Origin of the sequence: Bradyrhizobium sp. 137 (assembly GCF_023074095.1) — a bacterium.
GTDB lineage: Bacteria > Pseudomonadota > Alphaproteobacteria > Rhizobiales > Xanthobacteraceae > Bradyrhizobium.
In genome coordinates, this window is sequence record NZ_JADPKU010000055.1 from 91,786 (window position 1) to 105,964 (window position 14,179).

Annotated in this window: 12 protein-coding genes; 7 read left to right on the forward strand and 5 right to left on the reverse strand. The window is 64.4% G+C overall.

Going from position 1 to position 14,179, the window contains the following annotated elements; all coding sequences use genetic code 11:
• Positions 1 to 131 precede the first annotated feature (131 nt).
• Genes IVA78_RS16890 through IVA78_RS16910 form a run of 5 tightly spaced genes read left to right on the forward strand, consistent with a single transcriptional unit; the run spans position 132 to position 5,360 of the window.
• Positions 132 to 1,007 (forward strand): branched-chain amino acid ABC transporter permease, encoded by an 876-nt coding sequence (locus tag IVA78_RS16890; protein ID WP_247450611.1) that lies wholly within the window; start codon positions 132 to 134, stop codon positions 1,005 to 1,007.
• A complete protein-coding gene (locus IVA78_RS16895; RefSeq protein ID WP_247281866.1) occupies positions 1,004 to 2,002 on the forward strand; it encodes a branched-chain amino acid ABC transporter permease in 999 nt (332 codons plus the stop codon). Before IVA78_RS16890 ends, IVA78_RS16895 begins: the two co-directional genes overlap by 4 nt.
• Positions 1,999 to 2,742 carry an ABC transporter ATP-binding protein gene (locus IVA78_RS16900; RefSeq protein ID WP_247281867.1) on the forward strand — a complete coding sequence of 248 codons (744 nt, stop codon included), beginning with the start codon at positions 1,999 to 2,001 and terminating at the stop codon, positions 2,740 to 2,742. Before IVA78_RS16895 ends, IVA78_RS16900 begins: the two co-directional genes overlap by 4 nt.
• A gap of 12 nt (positions 2,743 to 2,754) precedes the next feature.
• A complete protein-coding gene (locus IVA78_RS16905) occupies positions 2,755 to 3,492 on the forward strand; it encodes an ABC transporter ATP-binding protein (RefSeq protein WP_247281868.1) in 738 nt (245 codons plus the stop codon).
• Positions 3,489 to 5,360 carry a sugar phosphate isomerase/epimerase and 4-hydroxyphenylpyruvate domain-containing protein gene (locus tag IVA78_RS16910; RefSeq protein WP_247281869.1) on the forward strand — a complete coding sequence of 624 codons (1,872 nt, stop codon included), beginning with the start codon at positions 3,489 to 3,491 and terminating at the stop codon, positions 5,358 to 5,360. Before IVA78_RS16905 ends, IVA78_RS16910 begins: the two co-directional genes overlap by 4 nt.
• A 273-nt stretch (positions 5,361 to 5,633) precedes the next feature.
• On the opposite strand, the gene IVA78_RS16915 is transcribed toward IVA78_RS16910, so the two are convergent.
• On the reverse strand, positions 5,634 to 6,806 hold the full coding sequence (locus IVA78_RS16915) for an ABC transporter substrate-binding protein (RefSeq protein ID WP_247281870.1): 1,173 nt from the start codon (positions 6,804 to 6,806) through the stop codon (positions 5,634 to 5,636).
• 312 nt (positions 6,807 to 7,118) lie between these two features.
• Between IVA78_RS16915 and IVA78_RS16920 the strand changes: the two genes are divergently transcribed.
• Entirely contained in the window at positions 7,119 to 8,381 is a 1,263-nt protein-coding gene (locus IVA78_RS16920; RefSeq protein WP_247281871.1) for an NAD(P)/FAD-dependent oxidoreductase, read from the forward strand.
• Positions 8,382 to 8,544: 163 nt separating this feature from the next.
• Here the strand turns inward: IVA78_RS16920 and IVA78_RS16925 are convergent, their stop codons facing one another.
• Genes IVA78_RS16925 through IVA78_RS16935 form a run of 3 tightly spaced genes read right to left on the reverse strand, consistent with a single transcriptional unit; the run spans position 8,545 to position 11,370 of the window.
• Entirely contained in the window at positions 8,545 to 9,756 is a 1,212-nt protein-coding gene (locus IVA78_RS16925) for an ABC transporter substrate-binding protein (RefSeq protein WP_247281872.1), read from the reverse strand.
• A gap of 58 nt (positions 9,757 to 9,814) precedes the next feature.
• The gene (locus tag IVA78_RS16930; RefSeq protein ID WP_247466607.1) at positions 9,815 to 10,138 is read right to left on the reverse strand and encodes a 2Fe-2S iron-sulfur cluster-binding protein; all 324 of its coding nucleotides are present in this window, start codon (positions 10,136 to 10,138) and stop codon (positions 9,815 to 9,817) included.
• A gap of 11 nt (positions 10,139 to 10,149) precedes the next feature.
• On the reverse strand, positions 10,150 to 11,370 hold the full coding sequence (locus IVA78_RS16935) for a cytochrome P450 (protein ID WP_247466610.1): 1,221 nt from the start codon (positions 11,368 to 11,370) through the stop codon (positions 10,150 to 10,152).
• Positions 11,371 to 11,453: 83 nt separating this feature from the next.
• Between IVA78_RS16935 and IVA78_RS16940 the strand changes: the two genes are divergently transcribed.
• On the forward strand, positions 11,454 to 11,960 hold the full coding sequence (locus IVA78_RS16940; protein ID WP_247281875.1) for a MarR family transcriptional regulator: 507 nt from the start codon (positions 11,454 to 11,456) through the stop codon (positions 11,958 to 11,960).
• Positions 11,961 to 12,304: 344 nt separating this feature from the next.
• Here the strand turns inward: IVA78_RS16940 and IVA78_RS16945 are convergent, their stop codons facing one another.
• Positions 12,305 to 14,155: a feruloyl-CoA synthase gene (locus IVA78_RS16945; protein ID WP_247281876.1), complete on the reverse strand. Its 1,851-nt coding sequence runs from the start codon at positions 14,153 to 14,155 to the stop codon at positions 12,305 to 12,307.
• Between the last annotated feature and the right edge of the window lie 24 nt (positions 14,156 to 14,179).

Sequence of the window (14,179 nt, forward strand, 5' to 3'; positions counted from 1 at the left end):
GCCCTCGCGAAGGCTCGCCCTCACCGTAGCCGATGCTTCGCATCGGCGTTCTTAAGAACGGCGGCCGTAGGCCGCCTACGCCTCTGCCCGCAAACGTGACGAACGGGAAGGCAGAACGGCGAGAGGGGAAAATGTCCAGTCTGTTCGATCTTCTGGTCGCGGGACTTGCCACCGGCGCGATCTATGCGCTGGTCGCGGTCGGCTTCACGCTGCTGTGGCAGACTTCGCAGACCATCAATTTCGCCCAGGGCGAGTTCGTGATGCTGCCGGCGTTCCTGATGCTGGCGGCGATGCATGCCGGCGCCCCGTTCTGGCTCGCGATCATCCTCGGCATCCTGCTCTCGATGATCTTGCTCGGTCTCGCCTTCAAGCTGCTGCTGGTCGATCCGATGATGCGCCACGGCGTGCTGCCGCTGGCGATCGCGACCATGGCGCTGGCCATCGGCATCAAGGAATCCGTCAAGCAGTTCTTCAGCGCCGAGGCCTCGCCCTTCCCGTCGATCGCGCCGACCGGCGATATCTCCATCCTTGGCCATGCGGTGTCGCTGCAAAGCATCGGCGTCCTCGTCGTCGCCATCCTTGCCGTCTTCGGCTTGACCGCACTGCTCAACCGCACCTCGCTCGGCCACCAGATGCAGGCGGCGGCGCAGAACCCGACGGTGGCGCGGATCATCGGCGTGCCGGTCGAGCGCATGATCCTGCTGACCTTCCTGATCAACGCCTTCCTGGTGGCGCTAGCCTCACTGCTGATCACGCCGATCTATCTCGCCAAATTCTCCTCCGGCGAGGTGCTGGGCCAGGCGGCATTCATCGCCGCGATCGTCGGCGGCTTCAACCAGGTGCGCGGCGCAATCGCCGGCGGTCTTTTGATTGGCGTGCTCGACAATCTCGCGGCCGCCTATGTCTCGACGCAGTATCGCGCCGCCGTTCCGATGATCTTCCTGATCGCCGTCATCCTGTTCCGGCCGCAGGGCTTGCTCGGCCGCGCCGAGGAGCGCACGGTATGATCAGCTTTGGCAAACCCCTGAAGATTGCGCTCGGCCTCATCGCCATCGCCGCGCTGATCATTGTCCCCATGAACTTCAACCGTTACGGTCTGTTCATCCTGAGCCAATGGGCGGTGATGAGCATCGCCGCGATGGGGCTCAACCTTACGCTCGGCTATGCCGGCCAGGTCTCGCTGGCGCAGGGCGCCTTCGTCGGCATCGGCGCTTATGCGGCGGCGATCATGACCACCCATGGCTGGCCGCTGCCGGCCGCGATTCTGGTCGCGATCGCCTTGAGCTTTGCGGTCGGCTGGGTGCTGGGTTATCCCGCGCTGCGCGTGCAGCACCACTACCTCGCCTTCGTTACCCTCGCCTTCTCCACTCTCGCCTTCCTGGTGTTCCGCAACGAGAGCTGGCTCACCGGCGGCATCTACGGCATCTCCAACATCCCGCGCCCGCACGTCTTCGGGCTAGCGACCAACAAGCCGCTGCCCTTCTATTATGTCTGCCTCGGCTCGCTCGCGATCGTGTCGCTTGCCGTGTGGTGGCTGATCCGCTCGCCCTGGGGCCGCGCCTTCATGGCGCTGCGCGAGAATCCGCTGCGTGCGCAATCGCTCGGCGTCGACACCCGGCGCTACACGCTGATGGCCTTTGCGATCGGCTCGGCGCTCGGCGGCGTCGCCGGCGCACTCTATGCGCCGCTGACGCAATATATCGATCCCGTGCCGTTCAACCTGTCGCTCTCGCTCGACCTGCTGATGATGGTGATCGTCGGCGGGGCCGGCTTCTATTTCGGTCCGTTCCTGGGCGCGATGATTGCCGTGCTGCTGCCGGAATGGCTGCGCTTCACCGAAGGCTATTATCTCATGCTCTATGCGGTTGCGGTGATGCTGCTCTTGATCTGGTCGCCGACCGGCATCCTGGGAATCCTCGATCGCGCGATGGCGGCGCGACGGACCAAGGCGGCGTCCGCGCTGCGCGCCGTCGCAAAGTCACGCCTGGAGACGGTGCAATGAGCGCAGTCCTCGAGGTTACCAATATCAAGAAAAACTTTGGCGGCATCAGCGCCGTCGATGGCGTCAGCTTCGACGTGCGCGAGGGCGAGATCCTCGGCCTGATCGGACCGAACGGCTGCGGCAAGTCGACGCTGTTCAACTGCATCCTCGGCCAGCTCACGCCGTCAGGCGGCGAGGTCAGGCTGGACGGCAAGGTGGTGACGGGCCTGCGGCCCTCCGAACTCAACAAGTTGGGGGTCAGCCGCACCTTCCAGCTCCTGCAGGTTTTTCCAAAGCTCTCGGTGCGGGAGAACCTGATTCTGGCCGGACAGGAGCACCAGGGCAACATGGCCTCGCGCCTCGTCGGCCGCTCCGATGCCGGGCTGAGCGACGCCGCCAACCAGATGATCGGCTTCTTCAAGCTCGACCATCTCGCGGACGAGCCGGCCGGCGGCCTCTCCTATGGCCAGCAAAAACTGCTCGATGCCGCCATGGCCTTCATGGGCGGACCGCGCCTGGTGCTGCTCGACGAGCCAGCCGGCGGCGTCAACCCGTCGATGCTGGCGGACCTCAAGGACCGCCTGGTTGCGATCAACCGCGAGAAGAACGCCACCTTCGTCGTGATCGAGCACAACATGGAATTCGTGATGTCGCTGTGCTCGCGGGTGATGGTGATGGCGGAAGGCAAGGTGCTGGCGATGGGACGGCCGGATGAGGTGCGGAAAAACCTCGCCGTCATCGAAGCCTATCTCGGACATTAGGGAGCGCGAGCCATGAGCGACCCGATCCTCTCTGTTCACAATCTCGTCGGCGGCTACGGCAAGATGACGATTTTGAACGGCACGACCTTCGCCGTGCCGCAAGCCACGATCACGACGATCATCGGCCCGAACGGCGCCGGCAAGTCCACCGTCTTCAAGGCAATCTTCGGCCTGCTCAAGCTGCGCGAGGGCAAGATCAGCTTTGCCGGCCGCGACGTCACGAACCTGAGCCAGCGCGCGCTGCTCAATGCCGGCATCTGCTACGTGCCGCAGGGCCGCAACATCTTTCCCGAGCTTTCGGTACGCCACAACATCGAACTCGGCGGCGTCGCTGCGGACAAGAGCCTCGATCTTCCCAAGCGGATCGAGGCGGCACTCGACCTGTTTCCGGCGCTGCGGCAAAAATCGACGCAGCAGGCTTCCACGCTGTCCGGCGGCGAGCAGAAGCAACTCGAGATCGCCCGCTCGCTGCTGCTCGAACCCAGGCTGGTGCTGATCGACGAGCCCTCGATCGGCCTGTCGCCGCTGATGGTGCAGCAGACCTTCGATATCCTCAAAAGCTTGCGCGACCGCGGCGTCACGATCCTGATGATCGAGCAGAACGCACGTTCGGCGCTGGAGATCTCGGACATCGGCATCGTGCTCGAGCTCGGCCAGACCCGGATGATCGACGACGCCAAGCGCATTCTGAACGATCCCCGCATCGGGCAATTGTTCCTGGGCGGCGCCATGGAGGAGAGCGCCGCATGAACAAGCGTTCGATCGCAACCGTGTCCCTCTCCGGCACCCTCGACGAAAAGCTGCGCGCCATCGCCTCAGCCGGCTTCGACGCGGTCGAGATCTTCGAGAACGATCTGTTGTCGTTCGGCGCGGGCCCGCGCGAGGTGGCACAGCTCTGCAAGGACCTCAATCTCGAGATCTGCGCGTTCCAGCCGTTCCGCGATTTCGAAGGCATGCCGGAGCCGCAGCGTTCGCGCAACTTTGCCCGTGCGATGCGCAAGTTCGATTTGATGCAAGAGCTCGGCACCGATCTCTTGCTGATCTGCTCCAACGTTTCGCCCACCTCGCTTGGCGGCATCGACCGTGCCGCGGACGATTTTCGCGAGCTCGGCGAACGTGCGGTGAAACGTGGTTTGCGCGTCGGATACGAGGCGCTGGCTTGGGGACGACACGTCAACGACTACCGCGACGCCTGGGAGATCGTGCGCCGCGCCGATCATCCGGCAATCGGCATCATCCTCGACAGCTTTCATGCGCTGGCGCCCGGCTTTCCGACCCGCGCGATGGCTTCGATTCCCGGCGACAAGATCTTTCTGGTGCAGCTTGCTGACGCGCCGAAGCTCGAGCTCGACATCCTCTCCTGGAGCCGGCACTTCCGCTCCTTCCCGGGCCAGGGTGACCTCCCGGTCCGCGAGTTCATGGCGGCGGTGGCGGCGACCGGCTATGCCGGGCCGCTGTCGCTGGAGATCTTCAACGACCAGTTCCGCGCCGGCTCGGCGGCCCAGACGGCGGTCGACGGCCTGCGCTCGCTGATCCTGCTGGAGGACCAGCTCGCACCGGACTGGCCAAAGCTTGTCCGCGAGCCGCTGGCGCCGAAATCCAGAAGCCACGGTACCGGCTTCGTCGAGTTCGCCGTCAACGAGACCAAGGCCGGCGAGCTTGCCCGACTGTTCGCGCAGCTCGGTTTTCGCAGGACCGGCAAGCACCGCAGCAAGGCGGTGGAGCGTTGGTCGCAAGGCAAGGTCGAGCTCGTCATCAATTCCGAGACGGACGGCTTTGCGCATTCGCATTACGTCACCCATGGCCCCGGCGTCTGTGCGATCGCACTCGACGTCGACAATGCGGGCCTTTCCATGCAGCGCGCCGAAGCGCTGAAGGCGCGCACCTTCTACCAGCCGGTCGGGCCGGGCGAACTCGAGATCCCGGCGATCCACGGCGTCGGCGGCAGCCTGCTCTATTTTCTGGATCAGGCCGGCAAGAACTGGGACACCGATTTCGAGCCGGTACCGAGCGAGGCGAGCGAGGACGCGCTGCTGGCGGTCGATCACATCGCGCAGTCGATGCCCTATGACGAGATGCTGTCCTGGCTGTTGTTCTACACCGGCATCCTCGACCTGACGCGACTGCCGCAGATGGAGATCGTCGACCCGAGAGGCTTGGTGCAGAGCCAGGCCATCATCAACGCCGACCAGAGCCTGTGCTTCGTGCTCAACGGCTCCTCTGCCAACCGCACGCTGCCGTCGCGCTTCATCTCCGAGTTCTTCGGCTCCGGCGTGCAGCACGTCGCGTTCTCGTGCCGCAACATCTTTGCGACGGTCGCGGAGATGCGCAAGCGCGGCGCGGATTTCCTCGACATCCCTGATAATTACTACGACGACATCGAAGCCAAATACGACCTTTCGCCCGAGCTGATGGCGCAACTGCGCGCCAATCACATCCTCTACGACCGCGAGGGTGACGGCGAATTCTTCCAGGTCTACACCCACATCTTCGACGAGCGCTTCTTCTTCGAGATCGTCGAACGGCGGCGCTATCAGGGCTTTGGCGCGGCCAATGCCGGCATCAGGCTCGCAGCGCAGGCCCGCGAGGTGCGGCCTGCGAGCATGCCAAGGATGTAGGCTCCTCCGGGTGAGGGGGTCTCCGCGAGTCACATCGCAGCGACGAGCAAGGCTCCCTCAACACGTCATTGCGAGCGTAGCGAAGCAATCCAGAATCCCTCTGCGGAAAGACTCTAGATTGCTTCGCTACGCTCGCAATGACGGTGCGGCGACTATCGAATAAACGTCTCTCTCCGTCCCAACGGAGACTTCTCCTCACCCAGCCCCTCTCCCCGCATCCGCGTACGCTAAAGCTTCGGCGGGCAAGCGCGGGAAGAGGGGAAGATCAAGACCTCACTTCATCTTGCACTTGTCGTGGAAACGATCCTGGTCGTTCTCGACGATGGTGGCGACGGTCTTCAGCGCGAGCTGGCCTTCGGCGTCCTTGACCACGTCCTGGAGATAGAAGCTCTGGATCGGGATGTGATTGTTGCCGTACTTGAAGGAGCCGCGCAGCGACTTGAAGTTGGCCTTTTCCATCTCGGCCTTCATCGCATCCTTCTTGCTGGTGTCGCCCTTCACCGCGACCACGGCGCTGTTGATGAGCTGGGCGGCATCATACGATTGTGCGCCGTAGTAGGTCGGCCGCAGGCCGGGATACTTCTTGCGATAATCGGCGACGAAGCGCTTGTTCTGCTCGTTGGGGAGGTCATTGACCCATTCCTGCGCGCCGGGCACTCCGAGCGCATTCTCCTTCTGGAGCGGCAGCGACAGCTCGTCGATGGTGAAGACGGTGTAGAGCGGCATGGTGCTCTTGAGGCCGGCTTGGGCATATTGATTGAGGAACTGCACGCCGGCGGCACCGGGGTAGAACACGAAGATCGACTCGGCGCCGGAGGCGCGCGCCTTGGAGAGCTCGGCGGAGAAGTCGAGCTGGCTCGGCCAGACCGTGTACTCCTCGCCCTTGATCTCGCCCTTGAACGTGCTCTTCAAACCGGCGAGCATGTCCTTGCCGGCGGCGTAGTTCGGCCCGATCAGGAACACGCTCTTGACGCCCTTCTGGTTCATGTAGAGGCCCATCGCCTGCGGCGTCTGGTCGTTCTGCCAGGAGGTCGAGAACACATAAGGCGAGCACAGCTCGCCCGCGAGCTGCGAGGGACCGGCATTGGCCGAGATCAGGAAGGTCTGCGAGTCCACCGCGGTCTTGAGCGAGGCCAGGAGCACGTTCGACCAGATGTAGCCGACGATGAAATCGACCTTGTCGGACTGCACCAGCTTCTCGGTCTTCTGCTTGCCGACATCCGGCTTCTGCCCGTCGTCCTCGTAGATCACCTCGACCGGCTTGCCGTCCATCTTGCGGCCGAGATGATCGAGCGCGAGCTCGAAGGAATTGCGCATGTCATTGCCGATCACGGCGGTCGGGCCGCTGAAGGTCGACACGAAGCCGATCTTGATGGTGTCGCCGGCGCATGCCGGATTTGCCAGCACCAGCGCCGCTGCGCCCGCCAGCCAGAATGCCGTCCTCATAACCACTCCCCTCCTTGATTATCGGTCCCGAGGCGGGGTGATCGCCGCCCCCGGGCCAGTCTCTATTGAACGCAAAATCTGTCGAGCCGCCAATGGCTCAGGGCCCGTCCCTGCACCATATTTCGCCCCAATTGGAGATGGCAAGAAATATAGTTCTACTCACTTCGGCCAAGCCATGATCAACGCTGCGGCGCTTTTTCGCGCCACATCGATACACTTGGCCTATTCGACGATTGATGACGCCTATTGGACCGCGGCCCCAGAACCGCACTTAAATGAACAAATAGAGCAGCGCGATTCGAGGGGCGCATCATGACCACGACACCGCACCGCGTCGTCATCGTCGGAGCCGGCTTTGGCGGGCTGGAGACGACCTATCGGCTCGCGGGCGCGCCGGTCGAGATCACGCTGATCGACCGCCGCAACCATCATCTGTTCCAGCCGCTGCTCTACCAGGTCGCGACCGCCTCGCTGGCGACCAGCGAGATCGCCTGGCCAATTCGCCATCTCATGCGCGATCGCCGTGAGGTGACGACGCTGTTTGCCACAGTGAGCGGCGTCGACACGGCACGTCGCTGCGTTCTGATCGACGACGGCAGCGAGGTGCCCTACGACACGCTGGTGCTAGCCACCGGTGCGCGACACGCCTATTTCGGCCACGACGAATGGGAGCAATTCGCGCCGGGCCTGAAGACGCTGGAGGACGCGACAACGCTGCGCCGGCACATCCTGGTGGCATTCGAGCGCGCCGAGCGCGAAACGGATCAGGAGAGGCGCGCGGCGCGGCTGACCTTCGTCATCGTCGGCGCCGGCCCGACTGGCGTCGAGCTCGCCGGCACCATCGCCGAGATGGCGCACCACACTCTGCCCGGCGATTTCCGCAACATCGACACGACCAAGGCGCGTGTCGTGCTGATCGAGGCCGGCCCGCGCGTGCTCGCCGGCTTTGCCGACGACCTCTCGGCTTACGCGCAGGCGTCGCTGGAAAAGATCGGCGTTGAGGTCGTGCTGGGGCAACCCGTGACCGAGATCGACCGCGATGGCGTGGTGTTCGGCGGCACGCGGCTCAACGCCAAGACCAGGATCTGGGCCGCCGGCGTGCGCGCTTCGCCCGCTGCCGAATGGCTGGGCGCACCAAGCGATCGCGCCGGGCGGGTGCAGGTCGAGGCGGACCTGACCATTCCGGGGCATCCCGAGATCTTCGCGATCGGCGATACCGTCAGCATCAATGCCTGGGAGGGCAAGCCGGTGCCCGGCATCGCGCCGGCGGCGAAGCAGCAGGGCCGCCATGTCGCCGAGACCATCAAGGCTCGGCTACGCGGGCAGGCGAAGGGCGCCTTCCGCTACAAGCACGCCGGCAGCCTCGCGCAGATCGGCAAGCGGCTCGCGGTAATCGATTTCGGCCGCATCAAGCTGCGCGGCACCATCGCGTGGTGGATCTGGGGCATCGCCCACATCTACTTCCTGATCGGCCTCCGCCACCGCCTCAGCGTCGCGCTGAGCTGGCTCTGGATCTACGCCCGCGACCAGCGGGCGGCGCGACTGATCACGCAAGGGAGTAGCAAGGTGGTGTAGTTCTCCTTCTCCCCTTGTGGGAGAAGGTGGCGCGAAGCGCCGGATGAGGGGTTCTCTCAACTCGAAAGGGAGTTCGTGAGGAGACAACCCCTCACCCGGCTCCGCTTTGCGAAGCCACCCTCTCCCACAAGGGGAGAGGGTGCAGCAGCGCGCGCAGCTCCACCTACTTCACCAACTCACACCCGCCCTCCGCCAGCGGGCGGAACGCCTGGTCCGCGGGAATCGTCGAGACCAGCTTGTAATAGTCGTAGGGGTATTTCGACTCCTCGGGCTTCTTCACCTCGAACAGGTACATTGGGTGCACGACCCGGCCATCCTGACGAATCGTGGTGTCGCCGAACAGCTTGTCCTTGTCCCTGAACTTCTTCATCTCGGGCACGACGTTCTTGGCATTATCGCTGCCCGTGGCGGCGACGGCGTTGAGATAGGCGAGCGTGGAGGCGTAGACGCCGGCCTGATTGCCGCTTGGCATCTTGCCGTTCATGCCGGGCCGCGCGGCGAAGCGCTTGGCGAAAGCGCGGGTGTCGTCGTTCATGTCCCAGTAGAAGGCTTCCATGAGCTGGAGCCCTTGCGCGACCTTGATGCCCATGCCGTGGACGTCGTTGATGAAGAGCAGGAAGGCAACCAGCTTCTGGCCGCTCTGCTGGATGCCGAATTCGGCGGCCTGCTTCACTGCGTTGATGGTATCGCCGCCGGCATTGGCAAGGCCGATAACCTGCGCTTTTGAGCTTTGCGCCTGCAACAGGAAGGACGCGAAATCGGAGGTCCCGAGCGGATGCTTGGACGAACCCACCACCTTGCCGCCATGCGCCTCGATGTATTTCTGTGCCTCAGCCTCGATTCCCTTGCCGAGCGCGTAGTCGACCGTGAGGAAATACCACTCCTTGCCGCCACGCGACATCATCGCGGCCGCCGTGGTGTTACCGGTCGCCCAGGCGTCGTTGACCCATTGAATGGTGTTGGGCGAGCAGGCCTTGCCGGTGAGATCGGAGCTTGCCGTCGAGGACGCCAGGAACGTCATGCGGCTATCGCGCAAGAGCGAGTTGATGGAGAGGCCGACCGCCGAGTTCGGCACGTCGACGATGGCATCAACGCCTTCGACGTCGAGCCATTTGCGCGCGATGGCGCGGCCGACATCGGCCTTGTTCTGATGGTCGGCATAGACGATCTCGACCTTGATGCCCTTGCCGCCACCGTTGAAATCCTCGGCCGCCATGCGCGCGGCCTCGACTGAGCCCATGCCGTTGGTGTCCTGGAAGATGCCGGAGATGTCGTTGAGCACGCCGACGCGCACGACATTGTCGGATATCTCGGCGCTTGCCGCGCCGACCATCAGGCTCGCAGCCAGTGCGAGCGTCCACTTCAGATGCTTCATCGTTCCCTCTCCTGTTGAATGTGTTGCCACGCCGACCGTTGCCGGCGCGGCACAGATTTCAGACCTGCCGCTCCGGCAGCCTCACGATGAGCCCGTCGAGCGCGGGCGTGATGTGGATCTGGCAGGACAGCCGACTGTTCGGGAGCCGCTCGCTTGCGGTGCCCTCGAGCAGCGCATCCTCCTCGTCGGCCATTGCTGGCAGGCGCGCGAGCCAGCTCTCGTCGACATAGACGTGACAGGTCGCACACATGGCGTTGCCGCCGCATTCGGCCAGAATGCCGTCGACGCCGTGGCGGGTCGCGGCCTGCATGGCGCTTTCGCCATCACTGGTCTCGACACGATCAGACCTGCCGTTGGGATGGATGTAGGTGATGGCGGGCATGAAACTCCTCGTCAGGCCGGGGTGATGGTGACAGGCAGGCTGTCGAGCCCGCGCAGCGTGTTGTTGAAGCGTCGCTTCGGCTCACCCGCGATCTCGATTCTCGCGATACGGCGCGCCAGCGCGGTCAGCATCACCTCGCCTTCGAGGCGGGCGACGAGTTGACCGACGCACATATGGATGCCGGAGCCGAAGCCGACATGGCCCGAGGTGCGGCGGGTGATGTCGTAGCTGTCGGGCTTGTCCCAGCGCCGCGGATCGCGGTTGGCGGCGGCGAGGAACATCAGCACCTTCTCACCTTCGCCGATCTTCGCGCCGGACAGCTCGACCTCCCGTGTGGTGGTGCGGAAGAAGGTCTGCACCGGGCTTTCGAACCGCACGGCCTCCTCGAAAGCGCCACGCGCGAGCGAGAGATCCTCGCGCAGGCGCTGCCATTGATCCGGGAAGCGCGCGAGGCAATAGACCGCGGCGCCGATGCCGTTGACAGTGGTGTCGAGGCCGGCCGACAGCAGCGAGCGCACCAGCAGCGGCGCTTCGGTCGCGGTGATCTCGCCGTCATCGACGCGGTCATGAATGCAGGCGCCGAATCCGCCGGGTGCCAGATTCTCGCGCTGGCACTGCTCGGCGACATAAGCCTGGTGCGGCGCCGAACGTTCGATCGCCTCCTGGCGCAACTGGTTGGGGGGGCCGAAGGCGTTGAACACGACGCTCGCATAGCGAATCAGATGCTCGCGGCCTTCCGGCTTCAGCCCGAGCGCATCCGGAAAGATCGAGAGCGGATAGGCCTCGGCAAGATCCGCGATCGCATCGAAGCTGCGCTTCTCCAGCAGCGCATCGACCCGCGCCTCGGCCGCTGCGGCAAAGCGGTCGCGCACCTGCTTCATCACGGTGGGGGAAAGCACCTTTGACAGCACGGCGCGGGTGCGGGTGTGCGCTGGCGGATCGGCCTCCAGGATCAGGCTCGGCGGCCGCCACGGCGTCTCCTTCTTGAAATCACTGAGGCCGACACCGCGGCTGGAGCAGAAGGTCGCGGGATCGTTCAGCACGGCATGGACCTCGGCGTAGCGGGCCACGCCGTACACGCTCCATTTGTCGAGATAGACGACCGGGCCTGCCTCGCGCAGCAGCTCATGTGTGGGGTAGGGATCGGCAAAAAAGCTCATCGCGAAGGGATCGACGTCGAGATGCGGCACGGCCGCGACGTCAGTTGCTACAGGGGAGCCGGATGCGGTCATGGAAGACCTCTCTCATTTTGATCTTGTGAAAGGGCGGCGCTTACCCTTAGGTCATGGGACAAGCCGCGACTCAGAACCCCGATATGCCGCCGTCCTTGACCAGAGCCCGCCAAAAGCCTGCGCCCGCCGAATTCGGGCCGACGCTGGATCTCGACCGTTACGTCCCGGCCTTCATCACCTTCATCGCCAACAAGCTCTCGAACAGCGCGACCTCGTTCTATCAGCGGCAGTTCGGCGTCAACGTCACGGAATGGCGGATCATGTCGCTGCTGGCGATCGAGCCCGGAATTCCGGCGTCGCGCATCTGCCACGTCATCGGCTTCGACAAGGGCCCGGTGAGCCGGACGCTCGCGGGGCTCGAAAAGCGCGGGCTGGTGTCGATCCGCACCGACCCGAACGATGGCCGCACCCATTCGATCTCGCTCACGGCGAAGGGCCGCGCCACCCACGACAAGGTGATCGTCGCGGCGCTCGAACGCGAGCGGCGCCTCCTGTCCTGCCTCAGCAAGGACGAGCGCGAGGTGCTGATCGACCTGCTCCGTCGGCTGCACGAAAATCTCGGCGCGGTGACCGGCAGCACTGAGCCCTGACAGATCGCGCGCGAGCTGTCTGCTCCTCTCCTGCCCAGGCATACGCCGGCACCTGCCGACGGTGCCATTCCTGCCGCGCATGGTGTTCCTCCGAAGCGGATGCGGCGGTTGCCCCGCCGTCCTCCCTGCCGGAAACGGTTCGCATAAATTAGTTGCTTGGGCAACAAAAAGAATTGGCAAGATATTGCGACAGAATGACTGGCCTATTGGCCAAGCCGTTTAGTTGGATTTCGCCGGAAGTCCTTCCACGGGGACAGTCTGATTTGCTTCGTCGCAAGGGTCCCTCTGCACAGCAACGACGACGTGGAAAGAGCGTGCCTGACTTCGTCTCGACCAGCAGATAGCTACAAGCCAACCCACTCGCTCGACGCATCATCATTCAGCCGCGCCACCGCATCGGCACGACGCGTCAGCACGGCGCGCTGGTTGATGTAGCCCTTGTCGGTGATCTCGCCGCCGTCGACCGAGGCCGGCTCGGCGAGCAGCAGCGCGCGCGTGGCATGGCCGGAGGAGTTGCTGCTCTGCTGTTTCAGCCGCGTCAGAGCCTGCGCGATCGCGGTCCTGACCTTATCATGCGCCAGCACGTCGTTCACAGCCGCCGTGTCGCCCAGCCCGGCATGGGCGCGGCAGGCAGCAATATTCGGAAACACCAGGAAGCGCACCTCGTCGCCGCCATGGCCGGTAACGACGATATCCTGCGCGAGCGGCGCCAATGCGGCGATGCCGGCGACACGCAAGGTGCCGACACTGACCCAAGTTCCGGAATTGAGCTTGAAATCTTCCGCGACGCGCCCATCGAAGAACAAGCCGCGCTCAGGCCGCTTCGCATCGGCAAACTTTACGGCATCGCCGATGAGATAGAAGCCTTCGTCGTCGAACGCCTGCTTCGTCAGCTCCGGCGCCTTCCAATAGCCCGGCGTGACGTTGGGGCCGCGCACGCGAACTTCCAGCTTGTCGCCGGCGGCGACGAGCTTGAGCTCGGTGCCGGGAATCGGCACGCCGATATTGCCCGAGCGTTCTGCGAGGAAATGGCAATCGGTCGCGAGCGGGGACGTCTCGGTCGAGCCCCAGGCCGAGACCATCGGCAACGCATGGCCGACGGTCTTGATCGAGAGATCTTCGAGTGCATCCCAGATATTCTGCGGCAGCGCCGCGCCGGCATAGAAAGCGAATTTCACCTCGCCGAAGAAGCGGCGGCGCAGCTCCTCGTCGCCGCGCAGTGCCGCGGTCAGCATGTCGAAGCCGCGCGGCACGTTGAAATAGACCGTCGGCATCACGCTTCGTAGATTGGCGAGGGACGTCGCAAACAGACCCGGCGCGGGCTTGCCGCCGTCGATATAGAGCGAGCCGCCGTTGCGCAGCACGAGGTTGAAATTGTGGTTGGCGCCGAAGGTGTGGCTCCAGGGCAGCCAATCGAGGATCACGAGATCGCCGCGGCCCGGTTCGAGAAACGTCCAGGTCTGCGCCTTGGCCTGTTGGCTCGAGGTCAGCATTCGCTGGGTGTTGATGACCGCCTTGGGCGTACCGGTCGAGCCCGAGGTGAACAGGAATTTCGCGATCGTATCCGGCGTCACCGCGGCGAAGGCTCTGGCGACGTCGAGCGTCTCTACGGTCTCCGCAATGGAGCGGAACGACAGCGCATCGGCGTCGTCGGCATGGCCGCTGATGATCTGCGCCGTGTGCAACGGCCTGATCGCGGCCAGCGCCGCCGCAAATGGCTTGGTTGCGGAGACATAGATCGCGCCCGGCGCGAGCAGCGCGATCATGCTCCTGAGCTTGTCGAAATCTTTCGACACCAGCGAATAGGCGGATGAAACGGCCGCTGAGGGCACGCCGACATGCTGCGCGGCGAGCGCGAGCAGCGCGTGATCGATGCTGTTGTCGGAGAGAATAGCGAGCGGTCGCTCGGCACTGAGGCCCTGCGCCAGGATCCAGGACGCGGCCGCCCGCACCTGCCGCAGCGCCTGCGCATAGGTGACGGTAGTCCAAGGCGCATCGGCACTGCCGCGCTCGGCGAGGAAGATCGTATCGGATGTTTGCCGCGCCCATTGCTCCAGCCAGTCGCCGGTGCAGCGCGCGCTCGCGCCAAGTGGCTCGGGCGAGCGCAGCACGATGCTGCCGTCGGCGCGATGCTCTGCGACCGTCCTTGGCGTTGCGAACAGGCTTGCAGCGTCACCGCGTGGGGCGGTCGTCATGGGGTTTCCTCCTCCGCCCGGATT